At 53.0% G+C, this 22,441-nt stretch carries 23 protein-coding genes; 6 read left to right on the plus strand and 17 right to left on the minus strand.

Going from position 1 to position 22,441, the window contains the following annotated elements; translation table 11 throughout:
* Positions 1-2: 2 nt before the first annotated feature.
* Both B4C79_RS09210 and B4C79_RS09215 read right to left on the minus strand, forming a co-directional pair.
* Positions 3-1,313 (minus strand): MFS transporter, encoded by a 1,311-nt coding sequence (locus B4C79_RS09210; protein WP_291742715.1) that lies wholly within the window; start codon positions 1,311-1,313, stop codon positions 3-5.
* Positions 1,313-1,855, minus strand: a complete 543-nt coding sequence (locus B4C79_RS09215) for a hypothetical protein (protein WP_291742717.1) — start codon at positions 1,853-1,855, stop codon at positions 1,313-1,315. The genes B4C79_RS09210 and B4C79_RS09215 overlap by 1 nt, the downstream gene beginning before the upstream one ends.
* A 90-nt stretch (positions 1,856-1,945) precedes the next feature.
* Here B4C79_RS09215 and B4C79_RS09220 point away from each other — a divergent pair, with 90 nt between their 5' ends.
* Positions 1,946-2,278, plus strand: coding sequence for a DUF1840 domain-containing protein (locus B4C79_RS09220; RefSeq protein ID WP_171097196.1), 333 nt, complete (start codon positions 1,946-1,948; stop codon positions 2,276-2,278).
* Positions 2,279-2,307: 29 nt separating this feature from the next.
* Here the strand turns inward: B4C79_RS09220 and B4C79_RS09225 are convergent, their stop codons facing one another.
* A complete protein-coding gene (locus tag B4C79_RS09225) occupies positions 2,308-2,829 on the minus strand; it encodes a DUF962 domain-containing protein (RefSeq protein ID WP_171097194.1) in 522 nt (173 codons plus the stop codon).
* A 142-nt stretch (positions 2,830-2,971) separates the two neighbouring features.
* On the opposite strand from B4C79_RS09225, the gene B4C79_RS09230 reads away from it, so the two are divergent.
* Together B4C79_RS09230 and B4C79_RS09235 are read left to right on the plus strand one after the other, a co-directional pair.
* Positions 2,972-3,682: a Crp/Fnr family transcriptional regulator gene (locus B4C79_RS09230; protein WP_275271124.1), complete on the plus strand. Its 711-nt coding sequence runs from the start codon at positions 2,972-2,974 to the stop codon at positions 3,680-3,682.
* A gap of 84 nt (positions 3,683-3,766) precedes the next feature.
* Positions 3,767-5,356, plus strand: coding sequence for a DUF4394 domain-containing protein (locus B4C79_RS09235; protein ID WP_291742725.1), 1,590 nt, complete (start codon positions 3,767-3,769; stop codon positions 5,354-5,356).
* Positions 5,357-5,422: 66 nt separating this feature from the next.
* On the opposite strand, the gene B4C79_RS09240 is transcribed toward B4C79_RS09235, so the two are convergent.
* The 4 genes from B4C79_RS09240 to B4C79_RS09255 all read right to left on the minus strand — a co-directional run bounded on the left by B4C79_RS09240 (position 5,423) and on the right by B4C79_RS09255 (position 8,431).
* The gene (locus B4C79_RS09240) at positions 5,423-6,142 is read right to left on the minus strand and encodes an anti-sigma factor (RefSeq protein ID WP_291742727.1); all 720 of its coding nucleotides are present in this window, start codon (positions 6,140-6,142) and stop codon (positions 5,423-5,425) included.
* Positions 6,139-6,687: a sigma-70 family RNA polymerase sigma factor gene (locus B4C79_RS09245; protein WP_291742730.1), complete on the minus strand. Its 549-nt coding sequence runs from the start codon at positions 6,685-6,687 to the stop codon at positions 6,139-6,141. The genes B4C79_RS09240 and B4C79_RS09245 overlap by 4 nt, the downstream gene beginning before the upstream one ends.
* A 90-nt stretch (positions 6,688-6,777) precedes the next feature.
* The gene (locus tag B4C79_RS09250) at positions 6,778-7,281 is read right to left on the minus strand and encodes a Dps family protein (RefSeq protein WP_171097185.1); all 504 of its coding nucleotides are present in this window, start codon (positions 7,279-7,281) and stop codon (positions 6,778-6,780) included.
* A 16-nt stretch (positions 7,282-7,297) separates the two neighbouring features.
* Positions 7,298-8,431 carry an SMP-30/gluconolactonase/LRE family protein gene (locus B4C79_RS09255; RefSeq protein ID WP_291742735.1) on the minus strand — a complete coding sequence of 378 codons (1,134 nt, stop codon included), beginning with the start codon at positions 8,429-8,431 and terminating at the stop codon, positions 7,298-7,300.
* Positions 8,432-8,515: 84 nt separating this feature from the next.
* Between B4C79_RS09255 and B4C79_RS09260 the strand changes: the two genes are divergently transcribed.
* The 3 genes from B4C79_RS09260 to B4C79_RS09270 are packed head-to-tail and all read left to right on the plus strand — an operon-like array spanning position 8,516 to position 11,592.
* Positions 8,516-9,745, plus strand: coding sequence for an acyl-CoA dehydrogenase family protein (locus tag B4C79_RS09260; RefSeq protein ID WP_291742737.1), 1,230 nt, complete (start codon positions 8,516-8,518; stop codon positions 9,743-9,745).
* Entirely contained in the window at positions 9,745-10,821 is a 1,077-nt protein-coding gene (locus B4C79_RS09265) for a phosphotransferase family protein (RefSeq protein WP_291742739.1), read from the plus strand. The genes B4C79_RS09260 and B4C79_RS09265 overlap by 1 nt, the downstream gene beginning before the upstream one ends.
* Before the next feature lie 6 nt (positions 10,822-10,827).
* Entirely contained in the window at positions 10,828-11,592 is a 765-nt protein-coding gene (locus B4C79_RS09270) for a histidine phosphatase family protein (RefSeq protein WP_291742742.1), read from the plus strand.
* 18 nt (positions 11,593-11,610) lie between these two features.
* Here the strand turns inward: B4C79_RS09270 and B4C79_RS09275 are convergent, their stop codons facing one another.
* The 10 genes from B4C79_RS09275 to B4C79_RS09320 all read right to left on the minus strand — a co-directional run bounded on the left by B4C79_RS09275 (position 11,611) and on the right by B4C79_RS09320 (position 22,437).
* Positions 11,611-11,970 carry a copper-binding protein gene (locus tag B4C79_RS09275; RefSeq protein WP_171097176.1) on the minus strand — a complete coding sequence of 120 codons (360 nt, stop codon included), beginning with the start codon at positions 11,968-11,970 and terminating at the stop codon, positions 11,611-11,613.
* Between the two features lie 19 nt (positions 11,971-11,989).
* Complete coding sequence (locus tag B4C79_RS09280) at positions 11,990-12,484, minus strand: cupredoxin domain-containing protein (RefSeq protein ID WP_291742748.1); 495 nt, start codon at positions 12,482-12,484, stop codon at positions 11,990-11,992.
* 35 nt (positions 12,485-12,519) lie between these two features.
* Positions 12,520-13,932 carry a multicopper oxidase family protein gene (locus tag B4C79_RS09285; RefSeq protein ID WP_171097172.1) on the minus strand — a complete coding sequence of 471 codons (1,413 nt, stop codon included), beginning with the start codon at positions 13,930-13,932 and terminating at the stop codon, positions 12,520-12,522.
* A 17-nt stretch (positions 13,933-13,949) separates the two neighbouring features.
* Positions 13,950-15,374 (minus strand): TolC family protein, encoded by a 1,425-nt coding sequence (locus tag B4C79_RS09290; RefSeq protein WP_291742753.1) that lies wholly within the window; start codon positions 15,372-15,374, stop codon positions 13,950-13,952.
* Entirely contained in the window at positions 15,371-15,691 is a 321-nt protein-coding gene (locus B4C79_RS09295; RefSeq protein ID WP_291742756.1) for a hypothetical protein, read from the minus strand. Before B4C79_RS09295 ends, B4C79_RS09290 begins: the two co-directional genes overlap by 4 nt.
* Before the next feature lie 63 nt (positions 15,692-15,754).
* The gene (locus B4C79_RS09300; protein ID WP_291742758.1) at positions 15,755-16,141 is read right to left on the minus strand and encodes a hypothetical protein; all 387 of its coding nucleotides are present in this window, start codon (positions 16,139-16,141) and stop codon (positions 15,755-15,757) included.
* Between the two features lie 100 nt (positions 16,142-16,241).
* Positions 16,242-17,204, minus strand: a complete 963-nt coding sequence (locus B4C79_RS09305; protein WP_291742761.1) for a metal-dependent hydrolase — start codon at positions 17,202-17,204, stop codon at positions 16,242-16,244.
* Positions 17,205-17,352: 148 nt separating this feature from the next.
* Positions 17,353-17,688 carry a YegP family protein gene (locus B4C79_RS09310; protein ID WP_291742764.1) on the minus strand — a complete coding sequence of 112 codons (336 nt, stop codon included), beginning with the start codon at positions 17,686-17,688 and terminating at the stop codon, positions 17,353-17,355.
* A 146-nt stretch (positions 17,689-17,834) separates the two neighbouring features.
* The gene (locus B4C79_RS09315; RefSeq protein ID WP_291742767.1) at positions 17,835-19,280 is read right to left on the minus strand and encodes an efflux transporter outer membrane subunit; all 1,446 of its coding nucleotides are present in this window, start codon (positions 19,278-19,280) and stop codon (positions 17,835-17,837) included.
* On the minus strand, positions 19,273-22,437 hold the full coding sequence (locus tag B4C79_RS09320; protein WP_171097160.1) for an efflux RND transporter permease subunit: 3,165 nt from the start codon (positions 22,435-22,437) through the stop codon (positions 19,273-19,275). Before B4C79_RS09320 ends, B4C79_RS09315 begins: the two co-directional genes overlap by 8 nt.
* Positions 22,438-22,441: the final 4 nt, after the last annotated feature.

Below are 22,441 nucleotides of genomic sequence, written 5' to 3' on the forward strand. Positions count from 1 at the left end.
GCTCACCCCCGATGTTGTTGTTCTACCCCAAACGGAATTAGATGACTTGTTTTGCGTCCAGGTCGAGCATACCAAATCCAGCTGAACAATTGCAGAACCCACAAAATGCCCAAAGAAAGCCGCATGGCATCGGTACTGTCCAACCCCAATGCCACGAAGATATCAATGCCTATGCCAATGCCCCATTGAATACTGAAGGCACCGATGAAAATCAGAAGGTTCAAAGCCGTACTGGAACGACCCGTGAGTTTCTTTGGAAATGGCTTGTTGCAAGTGGCATAAGTCATGATGCCGGACGAAATCAGGAAGGCATGGATCAACCAGCCCCACAGGCTCGATTGCGCGCCCTGCACAATTTGAACAGCGAATACCAACAGTGACAAACCCATGCCGATCAACATGATTTGATCTTCATCGCCCCCCGCCTTGGACACCCGTTTGGTCAGAAAGCCCAAAGCGAGATAACCCAGCATGAGCACTGCAGAAATCCAGAACATGTTTTGCGCGGCTTGTGCATTGCTAACCCCAATTACATTGGTGAACCAGGGGCCAACCCACAAACCATGAAAAGCCATAAAACCACCTTGCGTGATCATGGCCAAAGGCGCAACACGCCAAAAATGAGGGTGTGCATAAATGGCCCGGTAACCCTGGGCCATGTCGGCAACCGACTGGGTTTTTTGGGGTTTGAACAAAGCTGGCAAAGCAAACCACAGTGCCAGACCAGCCAATACACACAACACTGCTGCCACCCCAAACACACCGCGCCAACCCAAAGCAGGCAAAGCGGCTTCCACGGGCGTGGTCACGGTGAGTGCCCCAAGCGACCCGGCCACCAGCATCCAGGATGACAGGCTGGCCTGCATGTGCGGCCTGAAATACAGGGAGTAGGCCTTTACGGCCGCCATTAAACACGCCGACACGCCCACACCTATCAGGGCTCGGCCCAACCACAACACCAGATAAGAATCGGCAACTGCGAACAGCAGGGCACCCAGCGCTGCAAATCCGATCAACACTGCCTCAACGCGCCGCGGGCCGTAACGATCCAGCATGACCCCCACAGGCAACTGCATAATGGCAAAGGACAGAAAATACGCCGAGGCCAGAAAACCCAACTGCCCGGCGGTCAACCCCAGTTCTTGAACCAAGGGCTGTGCGATTACGGCATTGATGGCCCTGAACGCATAGGACATCACATAGGCGGCTGCGAAAATAATGAACATGCGCATGGCAAGGCTGCCATTCACATACATGTGCTCTACACCATCAGGCCCAATTTCACGCGATACATTTTCGGGGTTGTACTGCATTACTGCCCCAACAGGGAAAAGCCACCGAACCAGGAAGTGGCCGAATCGGGATTGGCAGCCTCGCCAGGGCCCATCATCAACACCTCATACAAAACGCCTTGGTGCTCAAAAAAACGGGCCTGCGCAAAAGCAGCCTCACCGCTGGGCAACTTGCCTGTGATCGACATTTCATAGACAGTTTTGCCCAACCATTGAATGGGCTTTACCTCGGCTTGGCCCGCCGCAATATTGTTGGCAACCGCCTGGGCCAAAGCGTCGCGCAGGGCTTGGCCTTGCGCTGCCAATTCGCCCTGCAAGGGCACAGTACCCACCGCAAAATACAAGCCTTCAATTTGCGCAGCCTGCAAAGTTAAAGGCACCTGCAAGCCGATCAAATCCATGGTTCGGGTGGCTTGCGCCGGTTTGTCGGGAAAAGTGGCCATGTAGCCGATGTCGGTATTGGGCACCACGCGCCAGTTGAACTGGGGCGAACAAGCGACCAAGGCGCATAATGCAAGCAGGGAAACGAAAATTGCACGGCTTGAAGTGAAAGCTGTTTTCATGAGGCGCTTTGAGGCGAAAATTAGGCAGGTGCTCCATTGTAGGGGCTCTTGATACAGATCAATAGCAGTGATAACCAGAGTGTGGACAGAATGGGTATTGTGAAATTCAAATCGAAAGCAGCCGGCGACATAGTGATGTTCAAATCCAATGCAGACCAACTATTTCGAATTATGGGTATTGAACCCAGTGAGCGGGGCGTGATCGAACCACACGATCTTGCGCATGCCCATGCACAGCTGGTTGCAGCGGTCAATACTGAACGCATGGCCCGCGCCGAGAACCCGATTGATGAAGATGAGCTAAGCGCCGAAGAAAAAATTGCCCTGAAAAACCATGTGGGCCTGGAACAAAGAGCTTACCCCTTGTTGAAAATGCTGGAAGAAGCAGCAAAAAAAGAAGTGGACGTGCATTGGGGGTTCTGATGAACCCCCTTGCCGAGGCTTTGTTGTGTTTAAGCGCTAGCTGTTTCGCGTCGGCGCACAGGGCCGGCAATGGCTTCAACCTGCGTTTGGGTTTTCTTGCCCAAGCCAATTAAAAAGCCCAGTTCAGCGACCACAAACAAGGGGCCGATCGCCAAGCCAATCAGGTCGTCTACAAAAGCGGGCTTGCGGCCCTCGTAATAGTGGCCCACAAACTGGATAATCCAGCCCACCACAAAAATACCCACGCCAGCACCCAACCAGGCCAATGTGCTCAAGGTTGCAAAGTGGCCGGCAGCCAACAGCAGTGCGCCGTGAATGACAAACATGGCCAAACCGTAAGCGAGGCTGAGTTTGAGATAAAACAGGCTGGACAACAAAAACACCACCAATGCCGGCGTAACCGCGATGCCAGCAACATCAACCGACACGCGCGACAGCAGAATAAGCACAGACAACACAATAATTGGCACGCCCACGAAGTGGGTGGCGATGTTGCGTGGGTCTCGGTGATAAGTGGCATAAGTTGCCAGTTGATCGACCAACGTTCTCATGGCTTGTTCTCCTTGAAGCGGCAATTGCTCTAAATATTTGATTTTGAGCTTATATGGTTACAAATCAAGCCTGAAAGGTCTGTCAATTGCCTGACATTTGATGCTAATTTAGTGGAACAGGTGGAGACATAACAAAAAAACAATGCAGACACACAACATTCAACAAATATTGAACCGCGGGAAATGGTTTGCCAATTTGCCCGGCAACCTGCAACAGGCTTTGTTAAAGCATGGTGCTTTGCGTCAGTTTCAAAACGGACAGCGACTATTTTCCAGGGGTGACTGTGCCGACGGCTTGTACGCGGTGCTAAGTGGGTCGGTCCAGATTGTGGGCGCGAGCAAACACGGTGCCGAGGACAAGCACGTGATCCTGACCCTGATTGACCCGCCCGACTGGTTTGGAGAAATCTGCCTGTTCGACCGCCAACCGAGAACCCACGATGCCCTTGCCGATGGACCTGCTACAGTGTTTCACGTACGACAGGCTCTGCTGGACCAACTGATTTCAGAAAACCCCAATTACTGGCGCGAATTTGGTCTGCTGTTGACCCAGAAGGTGCGCCTTATTTTCGGCGCCATCGAAGACGCTGCCCTGTTGCCCACCCCCACCCGCCTTGCCCGCCGTTTGCTGCAAATGGCTGAGGGCTACGGCATACGATCAGACAGCGGCACTGTGAGCGCGCGTACCTTGCACGTGTCGCAAGAGAAGCTCTCGGCCATGCTGTCGATTTCACGGCAAACGGTGAACCAAATGCTGAAGGAACTGGAGCATGAAGGTTTACTTCAACTGGGAAGGGGGAATATCGAGATTTTGAATCTGGAAGGGTTGAAACACAAAGGCCAGGTCAGCTAGCTGCATCCAATTACTCACTGTCGGTGTTCTATAAGTGTCATACAAAAGATTGACAACGGCTTTAAACAACGACTGAGGGATGAAATGAAAAAATTCAAGATGAAATGCTTGGCACTGGCAGTGTCAGGCGTAGTGCTTGCAGGATGCCTGTCAAGCAATGACAACACCATCCCACCAACAGCATTTGGCGATCAAGGTGTGTTGATTACGGCATCTGGCGCGACAATCACGATCGACAACACGACGGGAGCGGTACTTTCCCGATCATCAATCACAGGGTTAGGTACCGGTGAAACCATCGTGGACGCGGACTATAGAAATGCCGATGGACGCCTATGGTTACTAACAAGCGCAAGTAAACTTTACAGCGTTGAAGAAGCAAGTAATGTGGCCACGGAAAGAAGCACACTGAGTGTTTTGTTGACCGCTGGTGAAACATATTCTGTCGATTTCAACCCAGTTGTAGACCGACTGCGTGTAATTGGTAGCAACAATACCAACTGGGCTGTAAACGTTGAAAATGGCGCAGTAGCTGTCAATACCGTGGCAACCGGCCCCGCCGGTTTTGAAGTAACCCAGAGTGCTTACACCGACACCTTCAGTGCGACTGGCAGGGGCACTTTGCTGTTCAACTTAGATGAAACAAACAACGTACTTTACGGGCAGAATCCTGCAAATGACGGAATTCAGACCCTCGAATCCACATTGGGCGTTGACCCAACCGATATTGTTGGATTCGATTTACCAGCGGACACAACAATTGGACTAGCACCAATGGTTGTGGGTGGCCAATTGGCCATGTACAGCATCAACACAGACGCTTCATCCAACGCGGCGACTAAGGTGGGCAACATTACTTTGAATGCAGGAGAGACACCGGTGGCGTTTGCACAGAAAAAACGCGCAAACCCCACAGTTGTTGGACTGACAGCAAGCCGACAGTTTTTCACATTCAGATATCTTCAGCCAACGACAATCAGCAATCTTTCAACAGCCTTTATGCTGGCAACAGGCGAAGAATTGATTGGCATGGATTACAGCACAAACACGGTTGACCCAGCAAATCGTCCACAATCACTATACGTGCTTACGTCAACCAATCTTTTTCAAACCAACAACTCAACGGCACCTAGCTCCTTAATGCCCGCGCGTGTATTGTCGGGCGGTACTGCACTTGATAACAGCGTTGATTATTCAGTTGACTTCAATCCTGCAAATGGTGGCCTGCGCGTTGTTGGATCGGATGATTCGAACAGGGCAATTACAATCACCTCGACTACCACTGCAACGATTGCTGACAACACTGCAATTACCCCAACCACTCGTGAACTCATTGCACTTGCATACGGTAGCAGCGTGCCAGGCACAAGCACCGTGCGCTTGCTAGCAGTCGATGCCACTGGCAGGGAATTTGTGCAACAAATACCTGCCTCGGGTGTGACAACCTCACTGAATACAATTCCTTTCGCTGTGGCCAGAAGCTCAGCATTGGATATTCGCTATCCAGGTGATGCTGTTGTGGTTTTCGCAAGCAAATCAGCTCCAAGTGAAAGAACCACTTTGCACACTGCTTCGGCAATTCCAGCCGGTGGTATCAATGTAGGCAGTGCAATTGGACAGATCGGTGGGGCAACCGGACCGACAGATATTCTGGATTTGGCGATCGCCCAGTAATTTAGGCACAAAAAAACCCCGGTCCAAAAGACCGGGGTTTTTTTACGCCTTGAACATTTCAATCACTCACTTCAAGGCCACCGCTGTACCGATAAACATGATTTCTCCGGAAGGTCGGTTGCCCAAAGGAGATCCACCAGCGGGTTCCAAGGTGACCTCAAACAGCTGCTGTTCAACCAGCTTGGGTAACATGTCAGCAGGCAGTTCAAGCGGCTTGCCCAATTCCATCAACCCCAATGAGGTAGGCCCAGCATCGGTCGGAGCCTTGGTCCAAAGCTGCAAACTTTTACCCATATTGGCCGGGTTGCCTTGAATGGGCAAACCACCAATTTGATACACGCGAATGGTGTCGTTGGGGCGAGCCTCAACCAGCCATTCAGTGGTTTTGTCAGGGCTCTTCATCACAGCCACGTATCGAGGCCCATCATTAAGTTCCTGGCTTGCTCCCAACAACTGCACACCCAGTACCACCACTGCCGCACTGGCTGCAATAGCCCACCCTTTCCACAACCAAGCGAAAGGTGATGTTGCTGTAGATGCAGTTTTCTCGCCAGCCACGCCGATCGAGCTCTCCACATTGGTCCACACCTTAGCACTCACGGGTACTTGCTCAAACTTTCTGGACATGGCGGCAAAATGTTCAGTCCAGTTGCTCACTTCTTTGGCCAACTCCGGGTCCTGATTCAAGCGTCGCTCGAAATCCTGTCGCTCAGCATCTGTCATCACGCCGAGCACGTACTCGCCAGCCTCAACAATCTTGGCTTCTGTCTGCGTCGTCTCTGTCATGACAAACACTCCTTCAATTTCAACAATCCCCGGCGTATCCAGCTTTTGACGCTGCCGAGGGGCGAATTCAATCGTTGTGCAATTTGCTCGTGGGTATAACCATCGACAAAAGCCAGCACAATGGCGTTGCGTTTGGTTTCATCCAGTTTGCCCAGACACACACTGAGCTTTTCAGCTTCCTGAGCCAGCTCCTGGTTGTCGTTGGTCGACAGCTCGGGTACGTCGTGCTCTTCGGAAGACACTTCCATCAACCGTTTGCGCACCGTGTTTAACGCTTGGTTGCGCACCACCGTGTACACCCAACCGCGCGCAGACCCCAAGGCGGGAGAGTATAACCGAGATCGATTCCAGACCTTGACCATGGCATCGTGTAAAACCTCTTCGGCCAGTTCACGCCGTTTCACGATTCGGTACGCCACGGCGAATAACCAGCGACTGTCACGCGCATAAATGGCCTGCAATGCAAACTTTTCACCACGAGCGCAGGCCAGAAGCGCAGCCTCGTAGTCAAAGTCGCTGGGGTCTGGAGAAATTTTTTCAGTCACGTTAACACTACTCGCTGCAAGGTAAAACAGATGCAAAAAGGGAGGGCAAAAACCGAGGCCCCCCGCTTGGGTTAAAACACTCAACCCGATTTAATCTTCCAGCAGGGCTCGCAACATCCAGGCGGTTTTCTCATGAATATCCATGCGTTGCGTCAGGATGTCTGCCGAGGGCTGATCATCACCGTCTTCAATGATGGGGAAAATTTCTCGGGCAGTGCGCGCAATCGCCTCATGTCCCTTGGCCAGGATTTCCACCATCTCCATGGCCTTGGGCGGTTTGGCTGGTGCGTCTTTCAAAGTGCTTAACTTCGCGAATTCGGCGTAGGAGCCCGGCGCATGAAAACCAAGTGCCCGAATACGCTCTGCGATTGGATCGACAGCATTCCACATTTCGGTGTACTGACCCATGAACATGGTGTGCAGGGTGTTGAACATTTTGCCTGTCACATTCCAGTGGAAGTTGTGCGTGGTCAGGTACAAGGTGTAAGTTTCAGCCAGCAGGCGACTAAGGGCCTGGGCAATCGCCGCACGCTTGGCATCGGGGATACCAATATTGATTGATGGCATGTCGGGTTTTTTTGCTGCTTTGGCCATTATTCTCTCTCCAGTTTTATTCGTTTGGTGACAGACCCAGTGGATTGGAAATAGTTGCAACTCCGTTGATGTGCACTGACCCAAAATACAGTTTGCCATCAAAGGGCGTTACCTGCGTCACGTAATAATAGTAGGCACCAGCCTTCTCAGCTTGCAGGTTGGCAATCACGGTGCCTTGCGGGTTGATTGCCAGTGCCATGGCCCTGGGCTTGATCGGGAATTGAACGTAGTTCAATAATTTTGCCATTGCTTTGCGCACAGCAGGTTTGTCGGCGAGTGAATCGAGCAGCGGGTCACGTAAACTGGGTACTGCAAGCCAGTAGTTACCGTCGGCATCGGTGCGGATATTGTCGGGAAAGCCGGGCAGGCCATCAACAAATACATCGCTGGTTCCAGCCTTTTCACCTTGCAACCAATACCGAACAATTCGGTATTCTCCAGTTTCATTCACCAGCACATAATCGCCAGCTTTTGAAATTGTGACACCATTGGCAAACTGCAAACCGCCAAGTAATGTTTTGGTTTCACCGGTGAGGAAGTCATATTGGAGCAATCTTCCATTGGGGCCATGCTCCACAATATCGAGCACATAACTGTTCAAATCAAACTTGCTGGAAGCGTCGGAAAAATAGGCATAGCGACCGTCGGCACTTACGGCCACATCGTCCACAAATTTGAATGGCACACCCTCTGACTCAGTCGACAACACCATGACCTCGCCCTGCAGGCTCACTTTCAGTAGACCTTTGATTGCATCGGCCACCACCAAATACCCTTCGGGATGAAACACCAAACCCAGGGGGCGGCCTTTGGTGTTGGCGATCAAATCAAAAGGAGTCGTTTGGGGACTTTCAGGAACCTGCAACTTGCTTGGATCGAATCTAACAATTTCACCTGTGTTCATTCCGGTGTACAGCAAACCATCTGCACCGGGTGCGATTGACTCGGGCTGCAGCAGGTTGTAGGTGCCAAATACTTGCGCGTCTTGCAACAAATTATTATAGGCATATGGGCCCGAGGTCAGACTGGGCATGGGTGCAGGCTTCCAGGCCACGGGTTCCACAGGCGTTGAACCAAACAACACCACACCACCAATTACCGCCGCTGGCAGCAATACCACCGCAACCAAAACTTTGCCCAAAACACGCATGTTGTTGACACCTTGTAATTTCCGTTAGCATGGATGATATCGGAGGAAACAAGCCGAACCATCAAAATAATCAGGAGACCCGTTGTGAATTTTGAACCAAGCGCCAAAGCGCAAGACTTTGTAAAGCGCGTTCGCGCCTTCATGAAAAACGAAATTGCGCCGCTTGAAGCCGCCTACTGGGACAAAATTGAAGCCCAGTGCAATGGCCGCGAGTGGAACAACTGGCGTATTCCCCCTGAAATGGAGGCCCTGAAAAGCAAGGCCCGCGAGGTGGGCTTGTGGAATATGTTCTTGCCTGACGAAAAACTGGGTGCTGGACTGTCGACGATGGAATACGCCTTGATTGCCGAAGAAACCGGCCGCAGCCTGATGGCACCCGAGGTGTTCAATTGCAACGCCCCCGACACCGGCAACATGGAAGTGCTGTGGAAATACGGCAATGCCGAGCAGAAAAAAGAATGGCTTGAGCCGCTGCTTGCGGGAGAAATTCGATCTGTTTTTTGCATGACTGAACCCGATGTGGCCAGCAGCGACGCCACCAATATGCAAGCCACCGCCACCCTGGAAGGCGACGAAGTGGTGATCAACGGCACCAAGTGGTGGAGCAGTGGTATTGGCGACCCGCGTGCAAAAATAGCCATTGTGATGGCGCGCACAGAAAATCCTGACCTGGACCGCCATCACCAACACACCATGGTGCTGGTGCCTTTGAATACGCCGGGCGTTTCCATCAAACGCATGTTGCCGGTGTTCGGGACTTACGATGAACCCCACGGCCACGGCGAGGTGGAATTCAACAATGTGCGCGTGCCCCAAGGCAACGTGATTGCTGGCTTGGGAAAAGGGTTCGAGATTGCGCAAGGCAGACTGGGCCCTGGCCGCATTCACCATTGCATGCGTTGCATTGGCGCCGCCGAGGAATCGCTGGACCTGATGATCAAGCGTGGTATCTCACGCGTGGCCTTTGGCAAACCATTGATTAATTTGGGCGGCAACCGCGAACGTGTGGCTGAAGCACGGCTGGCCATTGACCAAGCCCGCTTGTTAACACTCTACGCCGCATGGAAGCTGGATCAACTTGGCGCACTGGGTGCGATGACAGAGATTGCAGCCATTAAAGTGGTGGCGCCCAATGTGCTTGAGCAGGTGGTAGACATGGCCATTCAAATGCATGGTGGAGCTGGCGTTAGCCGCGACACGCCACTGTCTGGCTTTTACATTCAGGCGCGCAGCCTGCGCCTGGCCGACGGCCCCGATGAAGTTCACAAAGGGGTGATTGCCCGCATTGAAATGATGAAGCGAGGGTTCAAATAATGACCGAGTCCACGAAATCGGTCATCGACACAGGTGGTGCGGTTCGCCAGGGCGAAGAGTTGAATACCGATGTGGTAACAGGCTGGCTGCGCACGAAAGGTTTAACGCTGAGCGACAAGCCAGAGTTAACGCAATATTCTGGTGGCGCTTCCAACTGGACCTACCGTTTGAAATACCCCGAAGCCGATTTAATTCTGCGCCGCCCACCCAAAGGCACCAAAGCCAAAGGTGCGCACGACATGGGTCGCGAATTTCGTATTCAAAGCCTGTTGAAACCGGTGTACCCCTATGTGCCGACCATGGTTGGGCATTGCGCGGATGAGTCGCTGATTGGCAGCGAGTTTTATGTCATGCGCCGCATCGAAGGCATTATTCCGCGCAAGCACATGCCACGTGGCGTGCAGCTTGACCGCGATGAAGCCCGACAACTCAGCATCAACTTTCTGGATCGTTTGATCGAGCTACACCAGATCGATATTCACACCAGCGGACTAAATAGTTTAAGCAAGGGCAGTGGTTATACACGCCGCCAGCTTGACGGCTGGAACCAGCGCTATGACAAGGCACGCACATGGAATGTAAGTTCATTCAACAAGGTGAGGCGCTGGCTTGACATGAATTGCCCCGACGATGTGAAGCTGTGCATGATTCACAACGACTGGCGACTTGACAATGTGGTGCTGAACCCGACCAATCCCACCGAAATTATTGGGGCTCTAGACTGGGAATTGGCCACTGTGGGCGACCCGTTGATGGATTTGGGCAGCGTAATTACCTATTGGGTGCAAGCCGACGACAACTTCCTGATGAAAATGTTGCAGCGCCAACCCTCTAACCTGCCCGGCATGATGACGCGCCAGGAAATGGTGGATTACTACATGCAGAAAACCGGCATACACACCCACAACTGGACCTTCTACGAAGTGTTTGGCTTGTTCCGTATTGCCGTGATTGCACAGCAAATTTATTACCGCTACCACCACAAGCAAACCCGCAACCCGGCATTCAAAAACTTCTGGATTATGGTGAATTATTTTGATTGGCGTTGTAAATCGCTGATCAGGAAACTGGGCTGAACACGCATGGGTACCATCTATTTGATTCGCCACGGGCAAGCCAGTTTTGACAGCGCGGATTACGACAATTTGTCCGAGCTTGGACGACTTCAGGCAGCCCAGTTGGGCGCCTGGTTCAAGGCCCGAAAAATTCGCCTGCATGGTTTTTTCAGCGGCAGCATGAACCGGCACTTGCAAACTGCCCAGGCCTTTGCAAGCACCTATGGTGTATTTCAGGAGCCGATACAGCATGCGGGCTTGAACGAATACGACCACGAGGCCATATTGCAAGCGCTGATTGGGCAATACGACGACCCCGATGCATTCGAGCAACAGGTGATGCAGAACGCAGACCCCCGCAAGGCATTTCAGCAAATTTTTGAAAAAGCGATTTTGCGCTGGGTGAGCGGTGAACACGACACCGACTACCCGGAAAGTTGGCGCACATTCAAAACCCGGGTAATGAGCGGCCTGGGCTCAGTGACCGCTCAAGCGATGCAACTAAAACACGGGTCGGGTTCAGCGAATGTGGCAGTGTTTACCTCGGGTGGGCCAATTACGGCAGTTGCGCAAAACCTGTTGCAATTGCCCGATACCAACGCATTCAACTTGAACTGGATGATCACCAATTGCAGTGTCAGCAAACTGTTGTTTGGGCAACGGGGCATCAGCCTGGCAAGCTTCAATGAGCAAGCCCATTTTGAAGGTGAAATTTCAGGCGTGTTGGCAGAACAAGCCAATGGGCTGGAAGCATTTGCTGCCAAACCCAATGGCCTGATTTCCTACAGGTAATACTCCACAGTCAAAACTTTATTGCGCTTTCTTGATTTCGGTGACTGTGTAGTTCGAACCTTCCTGCTTCACATTGAACTTCACTTTGTCGCCTTCCTTCAGGCCTTCCAGCATGGCTTTGTCGGCCACACCAAACACCATGGTCATGGGCGGCATTTCAACACTTTTGATTTCACCGTGCTTCACAGTGATCTTGCCAGTGTTTTTGTTGATCTTGCGAATTTCGCCATCGGCCATTTCAGCTTGAGCAGCACCCTTGGCTTCGGCTTTGTGCGTATGGCCTTGACCACCCACATGCACAGTGTGGTCGTTGGCATTGGCTGCATTTGCAGCCAACAAGGCCAGGGTAATTGCACTCAGTTTCAATGAATTTTTCATGATTTAACTCCTTTAAAGATTAATTGGCAGCCACGGTGATTGTGCCCACCATACCCGCCTGAAAATGACCTGCGATCAGGCATGCAAATTCAAACTCACCCACCCGGTTAAAGGTCCAGACAATTTCGCCAGATTGACCAGCGTCCACATGCGCCATGTAGGGCTCGTCGTGTTCCATGCCTGGAAACTTCAACATCAACTCCGCATGTTTTGCATTTTCGGCTTGCGTACCGATCACGAATTCATGCAATAGTTTGCCGGTGTTTTTTACCCGAAAGCGAATGGTTTCCCCTTCTTTGATTGCAAGCCGCCCGGGCTTAAAGCGCATGTCATCGCCCATGCTCACATCAATCGTGCGCGCCACATTGAAGGCATCACCCGCAATGCCCCAATCGGTTTGCTCTTTCACCACCGGTGCACTGCTGTGCTTTTTTTCACCATGGGCAAGCGCAACATTGTTCACTCCCCCCAATAACGCAGCACACGCCAACACGATTCCTGAAAATTTAAACATTTACATTCCTTTACTCAAAATGGCTGCTTGCTCACTTAGTGCCCTGAATGGCCTGTAGGTTTACGCACCTGCAGTTCAATGTGCGGCTGGTTTTTCTGTGCCAACTTCATGCTGGGTTGCCCAGCGTTGCTGCTGCGTTTGGGTTTGGCCAGCTCACCTGTGAATTCATAGGCCACTGTGCCCTCAGGGTGTTTGTACCAACCAGGGTCGGAATAATCACCGGGTTTTTGATCTTTTCGCACCTTCAGCATGCTGAACATGCCACCCATTTCGACCGAACCAAATGGGCCGTCACCGGTCATCATTGGAATGGTGTTATCCGGCAGCGGCATTTGCATTTCAGCCATGTCGGCCATGCCGCGCTCACCCATGGCCATGTAATCAGGAATCAGATTCGTGATTTTTTTGGTCATGCCCCGGTGGTCCACGCCGATCATGGTGGGCACATCGTGGCCCATGGCATTCATGGTGTGGTGGCTTTTGTGGCAATGGAATGCCCAGTCGCCTTCCTCGCTGGCAATGAATTCCATTTGCCGCATTTGGCCCACCGCAATGTCCACGGTTACTTCAGGCCAGCGTGAGTTTTTCGGTGTGGGCCCACCATCGGTACCAGTCACTTCAAATTCATGGCCATGAATGTGAATGGGGTGATTGGTCATTGTCAGGTTGCCAACACGCAAACGCACTCGGTCATTTTTGCGTGCCACCAAAGGTGAAATGCCCGGGAACAGGCGACTGTTCCAGGTCCACAAATTGAAGTCGAGCATGGTCATGATTTTCGGTGTGTAGGCACCAGGATCAATGTCGTAGGCATTCAACAAAAAACAGTAATCCCGATCCACTTCGCTGATCAACGGATTTTTATTCTTCGGGTGTGTTACCCAAAAACCCATCATGCCCATGGCCATTTGCACCATTTCATCCGCATGCGGGTGGTACATGAAGGTACCAGGCCGGCGTGCTTCAAACTCATACACAAAGGTTTTACCGGCTGGAATACCTGGCTGGTTCAAACCGGTCACACCATCCATGCCGTTGGGCAAGCGCTGGCCATGCCAGTGAATGCTGGTGTGCTCAGGCAGTTTGTTGGTCACAAATATCCGCACGCGGTCGCCTTCCACCACCTCAATGGTGGGGCCAGGGCTTTGGCCGTTGTAGCCCCACAGGTGGGCAGTCATGCCCGGTGCCATTTCCCGCAACACGGGCTCGGCCACCAAGTGGAATTCCTTCACGCCATTGTTCATGCGCCAAGGCAATGTCCAGCCATTCAATGTAACCACCGGGTTGTAAGGGCGCCCGGTGTTGGGCACCAAGGGGGGCATGGTGTCGGGCGATGTTTGTAAAATGGGTTCAGGCAAAGCGCTCATGGCCACCTTGCTGACACTGGCCGCAGCCACCGCGCCGCCAGTCAGTGCAGCGGCCTTGAAAAATTCTCGTCTGGAAGTCATGTTCAATATCCTTTCATTTAGTGGCCACCGCCAGCATCACCGCCAGCACTTGCAGCCGCACCACTGACCGACACCATCATGGGCTTGCCCACCACAGTGGCCTGCAAAGCGGCATCGGCCCGCCAGAAATCGGCCTGGGCATTGATGGCTTGCACCACAACGTTCACTTGGTCGCGGCTGTCTGCCAACAGCTCGAACACCCCAATAAACATGCCGTTGTAACGCAGCACATTTTCATCGGCGATGGTTTGCCGCAGTGGAATGATTTCATCGCGGTAGTGGCGTGCAATGTCGTAGGTGGTGCGGTAAGCGGAATAGCTCTCCCGCAGGGTGGATTGCGCACTGCGCAAGGTGGCCTCAAGCCGGTTGGCTGCAGCCAGTGTGTTGGCATTGAAAGTATCGCGCTTCATGCCGCCCCAATCAAAAATTGGCAGGGCCAATTCAAGCTCATACCCTTTTTTGTTGTTGCGCTCACCGGTGTCATTTTCGAAAATGGTGTCGTAGCGTATGCCGGCTTCAATGTCCAGAAAACTGGCCACATTGCCCAAACCTTGTGCCTTGGCATTGGCATCGAAACCCTGCTTGGCCATGCGAATGTCCAAACGGTTTTCGCCTTGTTTGGCGACATCAGACGCGGCTTTGGGGGCTTCAGGCAAATCGGGCAGGCGATCGGGTAACTTCAGCTGCGCAGCTTGCTCGGTGTTCAACCCCAACATGCGCACCAGTGCTTCGCGGGTGGCTGTGGCTTTGTGCCGTGTGGCAGCAAGATTAAGCGCAGCATCGGCATAAAAGCTTTGCTGGCGTGCGCGTTGCAAGCGGGTGAAGTTGCCCACTTCCTGCATGCGGCGGGCCAATTCAGCGCTGGTTTGAGCACTTTCAAACACCTGCTGGGCATAAGTGTGTGCCTGTTGGGCGGCAACTGCATCTACCCAGGCCTGGCGAACCTGGGTAACCTGGTCCACCACGCTGCTTGTGAGCTGTAACTGCGCACGGTCAATTTGCGTGCGGGCAATGCCCTGGCGTGCGGGAAAACTCAGCAAATCCAGCAGGCCAAAACTTAGCAAGCGCCCCAGTTCCAGCTCATCCTTGATTCGCAAACGCTCGAAGGCAAAAACCGGGTTGTGAATTCGACCGCTTTGTGCAGCTTGCGCAGCTTGTGCCCAGTTCTCGGCCAACACGGTTTGAAACTGCGGGCTGTGGGTCAGCATCAGTTCAACCGCAGCAGCTTGGCTCAACGGTTCTTTCAGAATTTCACTGGCCTTGGAAGCCATGGCCTGGCGTTGTTCATCGGTTTGAACAAGGCTCAGTTTGCCGTTGGTAAAACCATTCAATTCCTGATTGGTTTGATCCACCGACTCACTGATGTTGACCGTGGCGCAGCCCGCCAGCACCAACACCGCCAACGCGATAGCTGTCTTTTTCAGAATACGGGGGGTGTTCATCGCGCACCTCTGTGGTGGTGGGGTGTGGATGCGGGTGGCTTGGTCGCAGGTGGTCTTTCAGCATCCACTGACGAGCCTTCTGTGGGTTTGCCTTCCTTTTTTTCTTCATAAGGTTCACGGGCATATACACGCCAACCGCCAATTTCTTCAACCAGCTGGTTCACCTTCGGCCAATTTTGTATTTCCGGGTCGGAGTAGGCCTGGTAGCCCTCGAACACCGATTCATATTCAAGTTCTTGCGCGGGTGTCTCGGCATGCACGGGCCATGCCAACACCAATACCACTGAGGGCAGCGCGAATAGGGGATGAAACTTCATAAGTCCTCGCGATCATTCAATATACAGGGCATGCAGGCACGTTCAGCCAGGCATGCGCACGAATTAAATGGCGAGGGTTTTGGGCGGTCGGTCTATCCGGCGAGTGTCGGCAGAATGGGGTAGTTGAGCTACAGAAACAGGATGCGTTGCATCCTGCAAAATGGGGGTAAAGCTGGCTTGTGCCACGGGCAACAGTACCACCGCGCAGGTGGGCGCGCAGTTGCAGCAACCGTGCAGCGACTTCATCAATTTTTTGGACGAGTCAGGATCGGCTTGTGCATCCATGTTGTGCATGCTGTGGTCCATGCCGTCGTGGTTCATTGCGCCATGGCTCATGGTGCTGTGGTCAATTGCCTGACCGGCGCTGCTTGAATTCCCGTTCAAATGGCACGCAAACATGCTGGCCTGCGCCATGCCCTGAACAGGCAACGCAAGCAACATAAGCCACATGAAAAGAGATCGAACCATTATTGTCATAAGCAGCAACATACCATCGTCACTAGGACAGGGCAAGCTGTGGAAAGTTCGGAAGATTACCCCTGTTGTAAGCTTAGGCTGGCACTTTCATGTTCGCAGCAATCGCCCCAGCAGCCATGGCAGCCAAGGACTGATTCAAGTAATCCTGTGCAAGCTGGGTTGAACCTTCCTTGGAAGGATCGTACCAGGGGCTGAAATAGGGCAACTGCTGTACTAGCAGCCAAAGTGGATTGGGCAACAACTGCTTGCGCGAGGCCTTGAACCATTCAACCCACATCCATGGTTTGTACACCGCAGGTTTTTTCTTGGCAAAACGAGGATCTTGCCCGGCAATGTTGGCCGCGCCATCCACCCACAAGCCAATAATCATTGGCACCACGATGGCGGCGAGGTAATAGCGGGACAAATAATCGCCCCCCAAATGCTTGTACAAATCAAAGGCCACGCTACGGTGTTCCACCTCTTCTGCACCGTGCCAGCGAATCAGGTCCAGCAATACCTGGTCTGAATTCAGCTCATCCCATTTTTTGTTTTCAAGCACATACATGCCCAACACGCAGGTCATGTGTTCAATGGTCGCCACCAAGCCCAATCGCGCCAGTAACCAGCGACGTTCCAGCCAGGTTGGCACTTTCTTGCCGAAAGGCGTGTCATCCAGCACCACATCAAACAACCATTTCATCAATTGCTGATTGCGCTCGGTCTTGATGCCGCGCTCGGCGAGATACTCCTCGGTGGCCGAGCTGTGCCCACGTGCATGCATGGCTTCCTGCTTGATGAATCCGCGTACGTCCTCTTTCAACTTTTCATCGGTCACCAAGGGCAGAGCCTTGTTGTACAGCCGACAAAACCAGAATTCGCCAGCAGGCAAAATCAGGTTGATCTCGTTGATGAAATAGCTGGCATAGGGCTCGTTGGGAATCCAGTCAATCGGCGTTTCCGACCAATCAAATTTCACATTGCGTTGCTTCAAAGGCACGTCAGTGTTGGACGCGGGACGCGCGGCTTTTCTTCGCGCAGCAGTGGTGGCGGTCATGGTAGGTCTCCGACGGTTTTTGCTCAAGATGACATTCTTCGATGTCATGATTTGATCATAACCGGGAAGTTACGGAACCGATAGTGGATTTGCTCTACCGCAGTGCGGCAAACCATGCGGTGTACCCCCGCATGATTTGCAATCAAAATCAGGCTGTCGAATCTTTGACCGTGGTCGACTTGCCATTGGTTTTCACCGACTCAATGCCACCGTCGCAGGACGCCTCGCTGGCGTACATTTGGCTGGAGCCAATAATTTGGTGATTGGCGGCTTTCAGGTTGAAATGGTGTTTGCCGTTGGCAGCCACTTTTTTCTCGTAGCGTGCAGCGTCACCGGAGTTTTTCTGAACCGACTCAATTCCGTTTTCAGCGGCGGCTTTGGTTTTGTAAAGCTCGCTGGTCAAAATGGTTTCATGGTTGCCCGCTTTCAAGGCAAATTTGAACTGACCGTCGCTGCTTTTGCTTAATTCGAAATAACCTGCCATCTCCAACTCCTTTGTTTGAATGTTTGGTGAATGCTATGGGTTAACCCGTTTTGGTTATATCACAGGCCGGTGAAAGTTCAATGCATCAAGCAAAAACGGCGACCAGTTGCCAGGCCGCCGTTTGAGGTACTGCATTTTTCAAGCGCTTATTCTTTCAAGGCCACTTGCTCGGCCTTGAAACCACCGCCCAACGCACGGATCATCGCCAGGCTTGCACCTTGCTGGCTTTGCCAGGCCGATGCCCAACTGAGTTGTGCATTCAACAAATTGCGCTGTGCATCCAGCAGTTCAAGCTGGTTGGCCACGCCATTGTCCACACGCAATTGCGCCAGGCGAACCACTTGGGTCAGGGTTTGAACCTGCTCTTGTCGCGCCTGTAAGCGCTCACGCGCTTCACGCTGTGCCACGATCGCGTCGTAAATTTCCTGGAATGCAGTGCGAATGCTGGCTTCGTACTGCAACACTGCTTGATTGCGGCGCGCCACGGCTGCATCTCGTTCATCAAACAAACGACCCGCCTGGAAAATTGGCTGTGTAATTTGAGTCTGGAAACTCCAGATTCGGGCTGGCCCGCTGAATAAATCGCTTAAATCTGCGCTTTCCCGGCCCCCAAAGGCGCTCAAACCAATTGTTGGGAAAAAGGCTTTGCGAGCCGCTTCCAGGTTGGCTTCACCCGCGAGCAATTGTTGCTCGGCTGCAGCCAAATCGGGGCGGCGCAGCAACAATTCTGAAGGTGTGTTTTCCGGCAATATGAACAGCTTGGTCAATTCCAGATTTTCCACGGCCAAGTTGGGCAACTCCGGTGTGTTTCCGCCGACAATCACCGCCAACGCATTTTGCGCCCGGGCCAGTTGTTCCCGGGTGTCGGGCAACTGCGCACGCACTGCCAGCAATTCCGCTTCGGTTTGGCGCAATTGAAGTTCATTGCTCAAACCCACGTCGTAACGCTGCTTGGCAAGTTTGTAGGCCGAGTCCCGGCTTTCCAGGGTTTGCTCAAGTACCTTCACTTGCAAGCCCAACACGCGCACTTGGGTATAAAGCGAGGCTGCGGTTGCTGCAACGCTCAAGCGCACGCCGCGCACGTTATAGCCTTGCTGCATAAAGCCAGCACGGGCTGCATCTTCCAAGGCACCAATTCGGCCCCACAGGTCGAGCTCCCAAGTGGCGCCAATGCCAAACTGCTGGCTTTCATACACATTCTGCCCACCAAATACAGGCACGTTGCCAGCCTGTGAGGGACGATTTCGACCCGTTGTGAACTGACCAAAAATGGAAGGCCACTGCTGGGACTTCGCAATGCCCAGCACTGCACCGGCTTCATTCAAGCGCTCATTGGCCAAACGCACATCGGTGTTGTTTTTCAAGGCCTGTTCAACCACTGCCGTCAACGCAGGGTCGCCCAACAACAGCCACCAGGCTTCGTTCTGAACCTGGCTCATTCCCACGCCTTTGGCGTTTTCAGGCACCACCACCTGGGTAGGCTGCTCGGGCTTGGCGGTGAACCTGTCCAGCAAGGGAATGCTAGAGGCACAGCCGGTCAGCGCCAAGGTCAAGCCCAAGGCGATCGCAGTTTTGGGAAGGGCTTTAAACATGGTCGCCCCCTTTGTTCGTTGTAGATTGATTGGATGAATCATTTGCTTCCTCTTCATCACCATGGTGTCGCCCACCTTTCTCACTTCTGTCAATCAGACGGTAAAACAGGGGCACAAAGAAAATGGCCAGCAATGTGGCGGCAGTCATGCCACCCATTACACCAGTGCCCACCGCTGTTCGTGCGCCGGCACCCGCACCGCTGGAGAACGCCAACGGAACGACCCCTAGAATAAACGCAAACGAGGTCATCAAGATGGGGCGGAACCGCAAACGGGCCGCTTCCAGAGAAGCCTCAAGGGCACTCATGCCTTCCTCGCGTTTCAACACAGCAAATTCCACAATCAAAATCGCGTTCTTGGCCGCCAGGCCCAGCAAGGTTACCAAGCCAATCTGGAAATACACATCGTTGGTCATGTCGCGCATCCACACTGCCAGCAAGGCACCAAACAAACCAAACGGCATGGCCAGCAACACCGAGAACGGCAGTGTCCACTTTTCATACTGTGCCGCCAAAATCAGGAACACCATCAGCGCACCCAAAATCAGGGCAAAGCTGGATGAACCCGCAGAACGCTTTTCCTGGAAGGAAGCACCCGAGAAGTCGTAGCTGAAATCGTCGGGCAACACCTCTGCTGCAATGTCTTCAATCGCCTTGATGGCTTCGCCAGAACTAACCCCGGGTGCGCCACTGCCCAGCAATTTCACCGCGGGTAGATTGTTGAAACGCTCCAAAGTTTCCGGCCCCTGTGAAAACTCCACTTTTGCAAAAGCTGAAATCGGAATCATCTCGCCTTTGTTGGAGCGCACATACATATTGCCGATGTCGGTTGGGCTTTTGCGGTATTGCGAATCAGCCGACATCAACACCTGCCACGTGCGGCCAAATTTGTTGAAGTCATTCACATAGTACGTACCCAGGCTTGCCGACAAGGTATCAAACACCTCGTTCACATTCACACCCATTGCGCGGGCACGTTCGCGGTCAACATCCACATACAACTGAGGAGTACCGGGACGCCACAAGGTTTGTACACCCGCAAGGCGCGGATCGGCGTTGGCTTTGGCAATGAAGTCATTCATCACCTTGGCCAGTTCAGCCGGGCCACCCTCGCCGCGATTTTGAATGTAAAACTCAAAGCCACCTGCATTGCCCAAACCGAAGATTGGAGGTGGGGCAAAGGCCAGCACCAAACCTTCCTGAATGCCGGCCGTGCGGCCAAACAATTCACCCACCAGCTCCCCGGTTACAGCTTCGCGCTCATCCCAGTGGCGCTGGGTCACGAACATGGTGGCCGCGTTGTTCTTGAAACTGCCACCCAAAAAGTCGAACCCAGTGAATGCCACGGAATACTCATTGGCCGGGTTGGCTGCCACTGCATCCACCACTTCTGCCACCACCTTGTCTGTGCGCTGCAAAGTAGCGCCATCAGGCAAAAACACCGCAGCAATAAAGTAGCCCTGGTCTTCATCGGGTACCAATGAACCGGGTGTAGCCCTGAACAAACCAGCGGTTACCACCAGCATGACCAAAAACAAGCCGATACCAATGGCAGGGCGCATGCTGATGAACTTCACGCCACCCACGTATTTGGTGGTGACACGGCCAAACCAGTCGTTGAACCAGGTGAAAAATTTGCCCGGTTTTTTGTGCTCATGTTTCAACAGCATCACACACAAAGCTGGCGTCAAAGTCAGCGCCACGATGCCCGACACAATCACCGCAATCGCGATGGTGATCGCAAACTGGCGGTACAGTTCACCCGTCAAGCCACCGAGAAAGCCAATCGGAATAAACACGGCCGACAACACCAGCACAATCGCAATCACCGGGCCAGTTACTTCCTGCATGGCCTTGATCGCGGCTTTGCGGGCACCCAAGCCCTCTTCATGCATGATTCGCTCAACGTTTTCCAGCACCACAATGGCGTCGTCCACCACAATACCAATGGCCAGCACCATGCCGAACAAGGTCAGTGTGTTAATGGAATAGCCCAACAGGTACAAACCAGCAAACGCACCCAACAGGGACACGGGTACAGCCAGAATCGGAATCAGCGTGGCGCGCCAGTTTTGCAAAAACACATACACCACGATGAACACCAGAATCATCGCTTCAATCAGTGTTTTTACCACTTCGCGAATCGAGACTTCCACAAAACGTGTGGTGTCATAAGGCACCGCATAGTCTAGTCCTTCCGGGAAATCTGCCGCAATTTCATCGACCGTGCCTTTCACGGTTTGAGCCACTTCAAGCGCATTGGCACCGGGCTGCAAAAACACACCCACCAGTGTCGCTGGCTTGCCATTGATACGACCGGTAAAGTCGTAATCCTTGGATCCCAATTCCACGCGGGCAACGTCTTTCAAGCGCAAGGACGAACCATCCGGGTTCACCCGTATCAATACATTCTCGAACTCCTCAACATCTTGCAGTCGGCCTTGCGCCGTGATGGTGTAGACCAGTTCCTGGCCGTTGTTGTTGGGCGCCTGGCCAACTTTACCCGCTGCAAACTGTGCATTTTGCTCGTTCAAGGCCGCGGCAATGTCCCCGGCGGTCAACTTCAATTGCGCCATGCGATCCGGTTTGATCCAGATACGCATTGCATAATCTTTGGCACCAAAAATTTGAACGTTGGTCGTACCCGGAATCCGCTTGATACGGTCCAGCACGTTCAAGGTCACGTAGTTCGAGGTGTAAAAGTCATCGAACCTGCCGTCTTCCGAGTAAAACGCCAACACCTGCAAGAATGACGACGAACCCTTGTTCACCGTCACACCTTGTCTGCGTACTTCCTGCGGCAAAATGTTTTCCACTTGCTTCACGCGGTTGTTCACGTTCAAAGCGGCTTGGTCAGGATCGGTGCCAATCTCAAACGTCACCATGATTTCAACCACGCCACTGCTGGCCGAAGTCGAGCTCATGTACATCATGTTCTCAACACCGTTGATGGCGTTTTCAATGGGCGCGGCCACGGTGCTGGCAATTACCTCTGCGGAAGCACCTGGATACACTGCACGAACCTGCACCACTGGGGGTGCAATTTCAGGGTACTGCGCAATCGGCAAACCACGCATGGCAGCCAAACCGGCGAGCATGATGAAAATCGACAACACGGCCGCAAACACAGGCCGGTCGATAAAAAATTTCGAAAACATGTGT

The sequence above is a fragment of the Limnobacter sp. UBA7229 genome (assembly GCF_002473065.1).
Classification (GTDB): domain Bacteria; phylum Pseudomonadota; class Gammaproteobacteria; order Burkholderiales; family Burkholderiaceae_B; genus Limnobacter; species Limnobacter profundi.

Bases quoted from the DNA above. Each gene is read 5' to 3' on its own strand.
- B4C79_RS09270 (WP_291742742.1), top strand. From the start codon at position 10,828: ATGGGTACCATCTATTTGATTCGCCACGGGCAAGCCAGTTTTGACAGC.
- B4C79_RS09305 (WP_291742761.1), bottom strand. From the start codon at position 17,204: ATGACCGCCACCACTGCTGCGCGAAGAAAAGCCGCGCGTCCCGCGTCC.
- B4C79_RS09310 (WP_291742764.1), bottom strand. From the start codon at position 17,688: ATGGCAGGTTATTTCGAATTAAGCAAAAGCAGCGACGGTCAGTTCAAA.
- B4C79_RS09295 (WP_291742756.1), bottom strand. From the start codon at position 15,691: ATGAAGTTTCATCCCCTATTCGCGCTGCCCTCAGTGGTATTGGTGTTG.
- B4C79_RS09300 (WP_291742758.1), bottom strand. From the start codon at position 16,141: ATGTGGCTTATGTTGCTTGCGTTGCCTGTTCAGGGCATGGCGCAGGCC.
- B4C79_RS09235 (WP_291742725.1), top strand. From the start codon at position 3,767: ATGAAAAAATTCAAGATGAAATGCTTGGCACTGGCAGTGTCAGGCGTA.
- B4C79_RS09315 (WP_291742767.1), bottom strand. From the start codon at position 19,280: ATGTTTAAAGCCCTTCCCAAAACTGCGATCGCCTTGGGCTTGACCTTG.
- B4C79_RS09240 (WP_291742727.1), bottom strand. From the start codon at position 6,142: ATGACAGAGACGACGCAGACAGAAGCCAAGATTGTTGAGGCTGGCGAG.
- B4C79_RS09275 (WP_171097176.1), bottom strand. From the start codon at position 11,970: ATGAAAAATTCATTGAAACTGAGTGCAATTACCCTGGCCTTGTTGGCT.
- B4C79_RS09250 (WP_171097185.1), bottom strand. From the start codon at position 7,281: ATGGCCAAAGCAGCAAAAAAACCCGACATGCCATCAATCAATATTGGT.
- B4C79_RS09280 (WP_291742748.1), bottom strand. From the start codon at position 12,484: ATGTTTAAATTTTCAGGAATCGTGTTGGCGTGTGCTGCGTTATTGGGG.
- B4C79_RS09255 (WP_291742735.1), bottom strand. From the start codon at position 8,431: ATGCGTGTTTTGGGCAAAGTTTTGGTTGCGGTGGTATTGCTGCCAGCG.
- B4C79_RS09265 (WP_291742739.1), top strand. From the start codon at position 9,745: ATGACCGAGTCCACGAAATCGGTCATCGACACAGGTGGTGCGGTTCGC.
- B4C79_RS09230 (WP_275271124.1), top strand. From the start codon at position 2,972: ATGCAGACACACAACATTCAACAAATATTGAACCGCGGGAAATGGTTT.
- B4C79_RS09210 (WP_291742715.1), bottom strand. From the start codon at position 1,313: ATGCAGTACAACCCCGAAAATGTATCGCGTGAAATTGGGCCTGATGGT.
- B4C79_RS09290 (WP_291742753.1), bottom strand. From the start codon at position 15,374: ATGAACACCCCCCGTATTCTGAAAAAGACAGCTATCGCGTTGGCGGTG.
- B4C79_RS09320 (WP_171097160.1), bottom strand. From the start codon at position 22,437: ATGTTTTCGAAATTTTTTATCGACCGGCCTGTGTTTGCGGCCGTGTTG.
- B4C79_RS09220 (WP_171097196.1), top strand. From the start codon at position 1,946: ATGGGTATTGTGAAATTCAAATCGAAAGCAGCCGGCGACATAGTGATG.
- B4C79_RS09285 (WP_171097172.1), bottom strand. From the start codon at position 13,932: ATGACTTCCAGACGAGAATTTTTCAAGGCCGCTGCACTGACTGGCGGC.
- B4C79_RS09225 (WP_171097194.1), bottom strand. From the start codon at position 2,829: ATGAGAACGTTGGTCGATCAACTGGCAACTTATGCCACTTATCACCGA.
- B4C79_RS09215 (WP_291742717.1), bottom strand. From the start codon at position 1,855: ATGAAAACAGCTTTCACTTCAAGCCGTGCAATTTTCGTTTCCCTGCTT.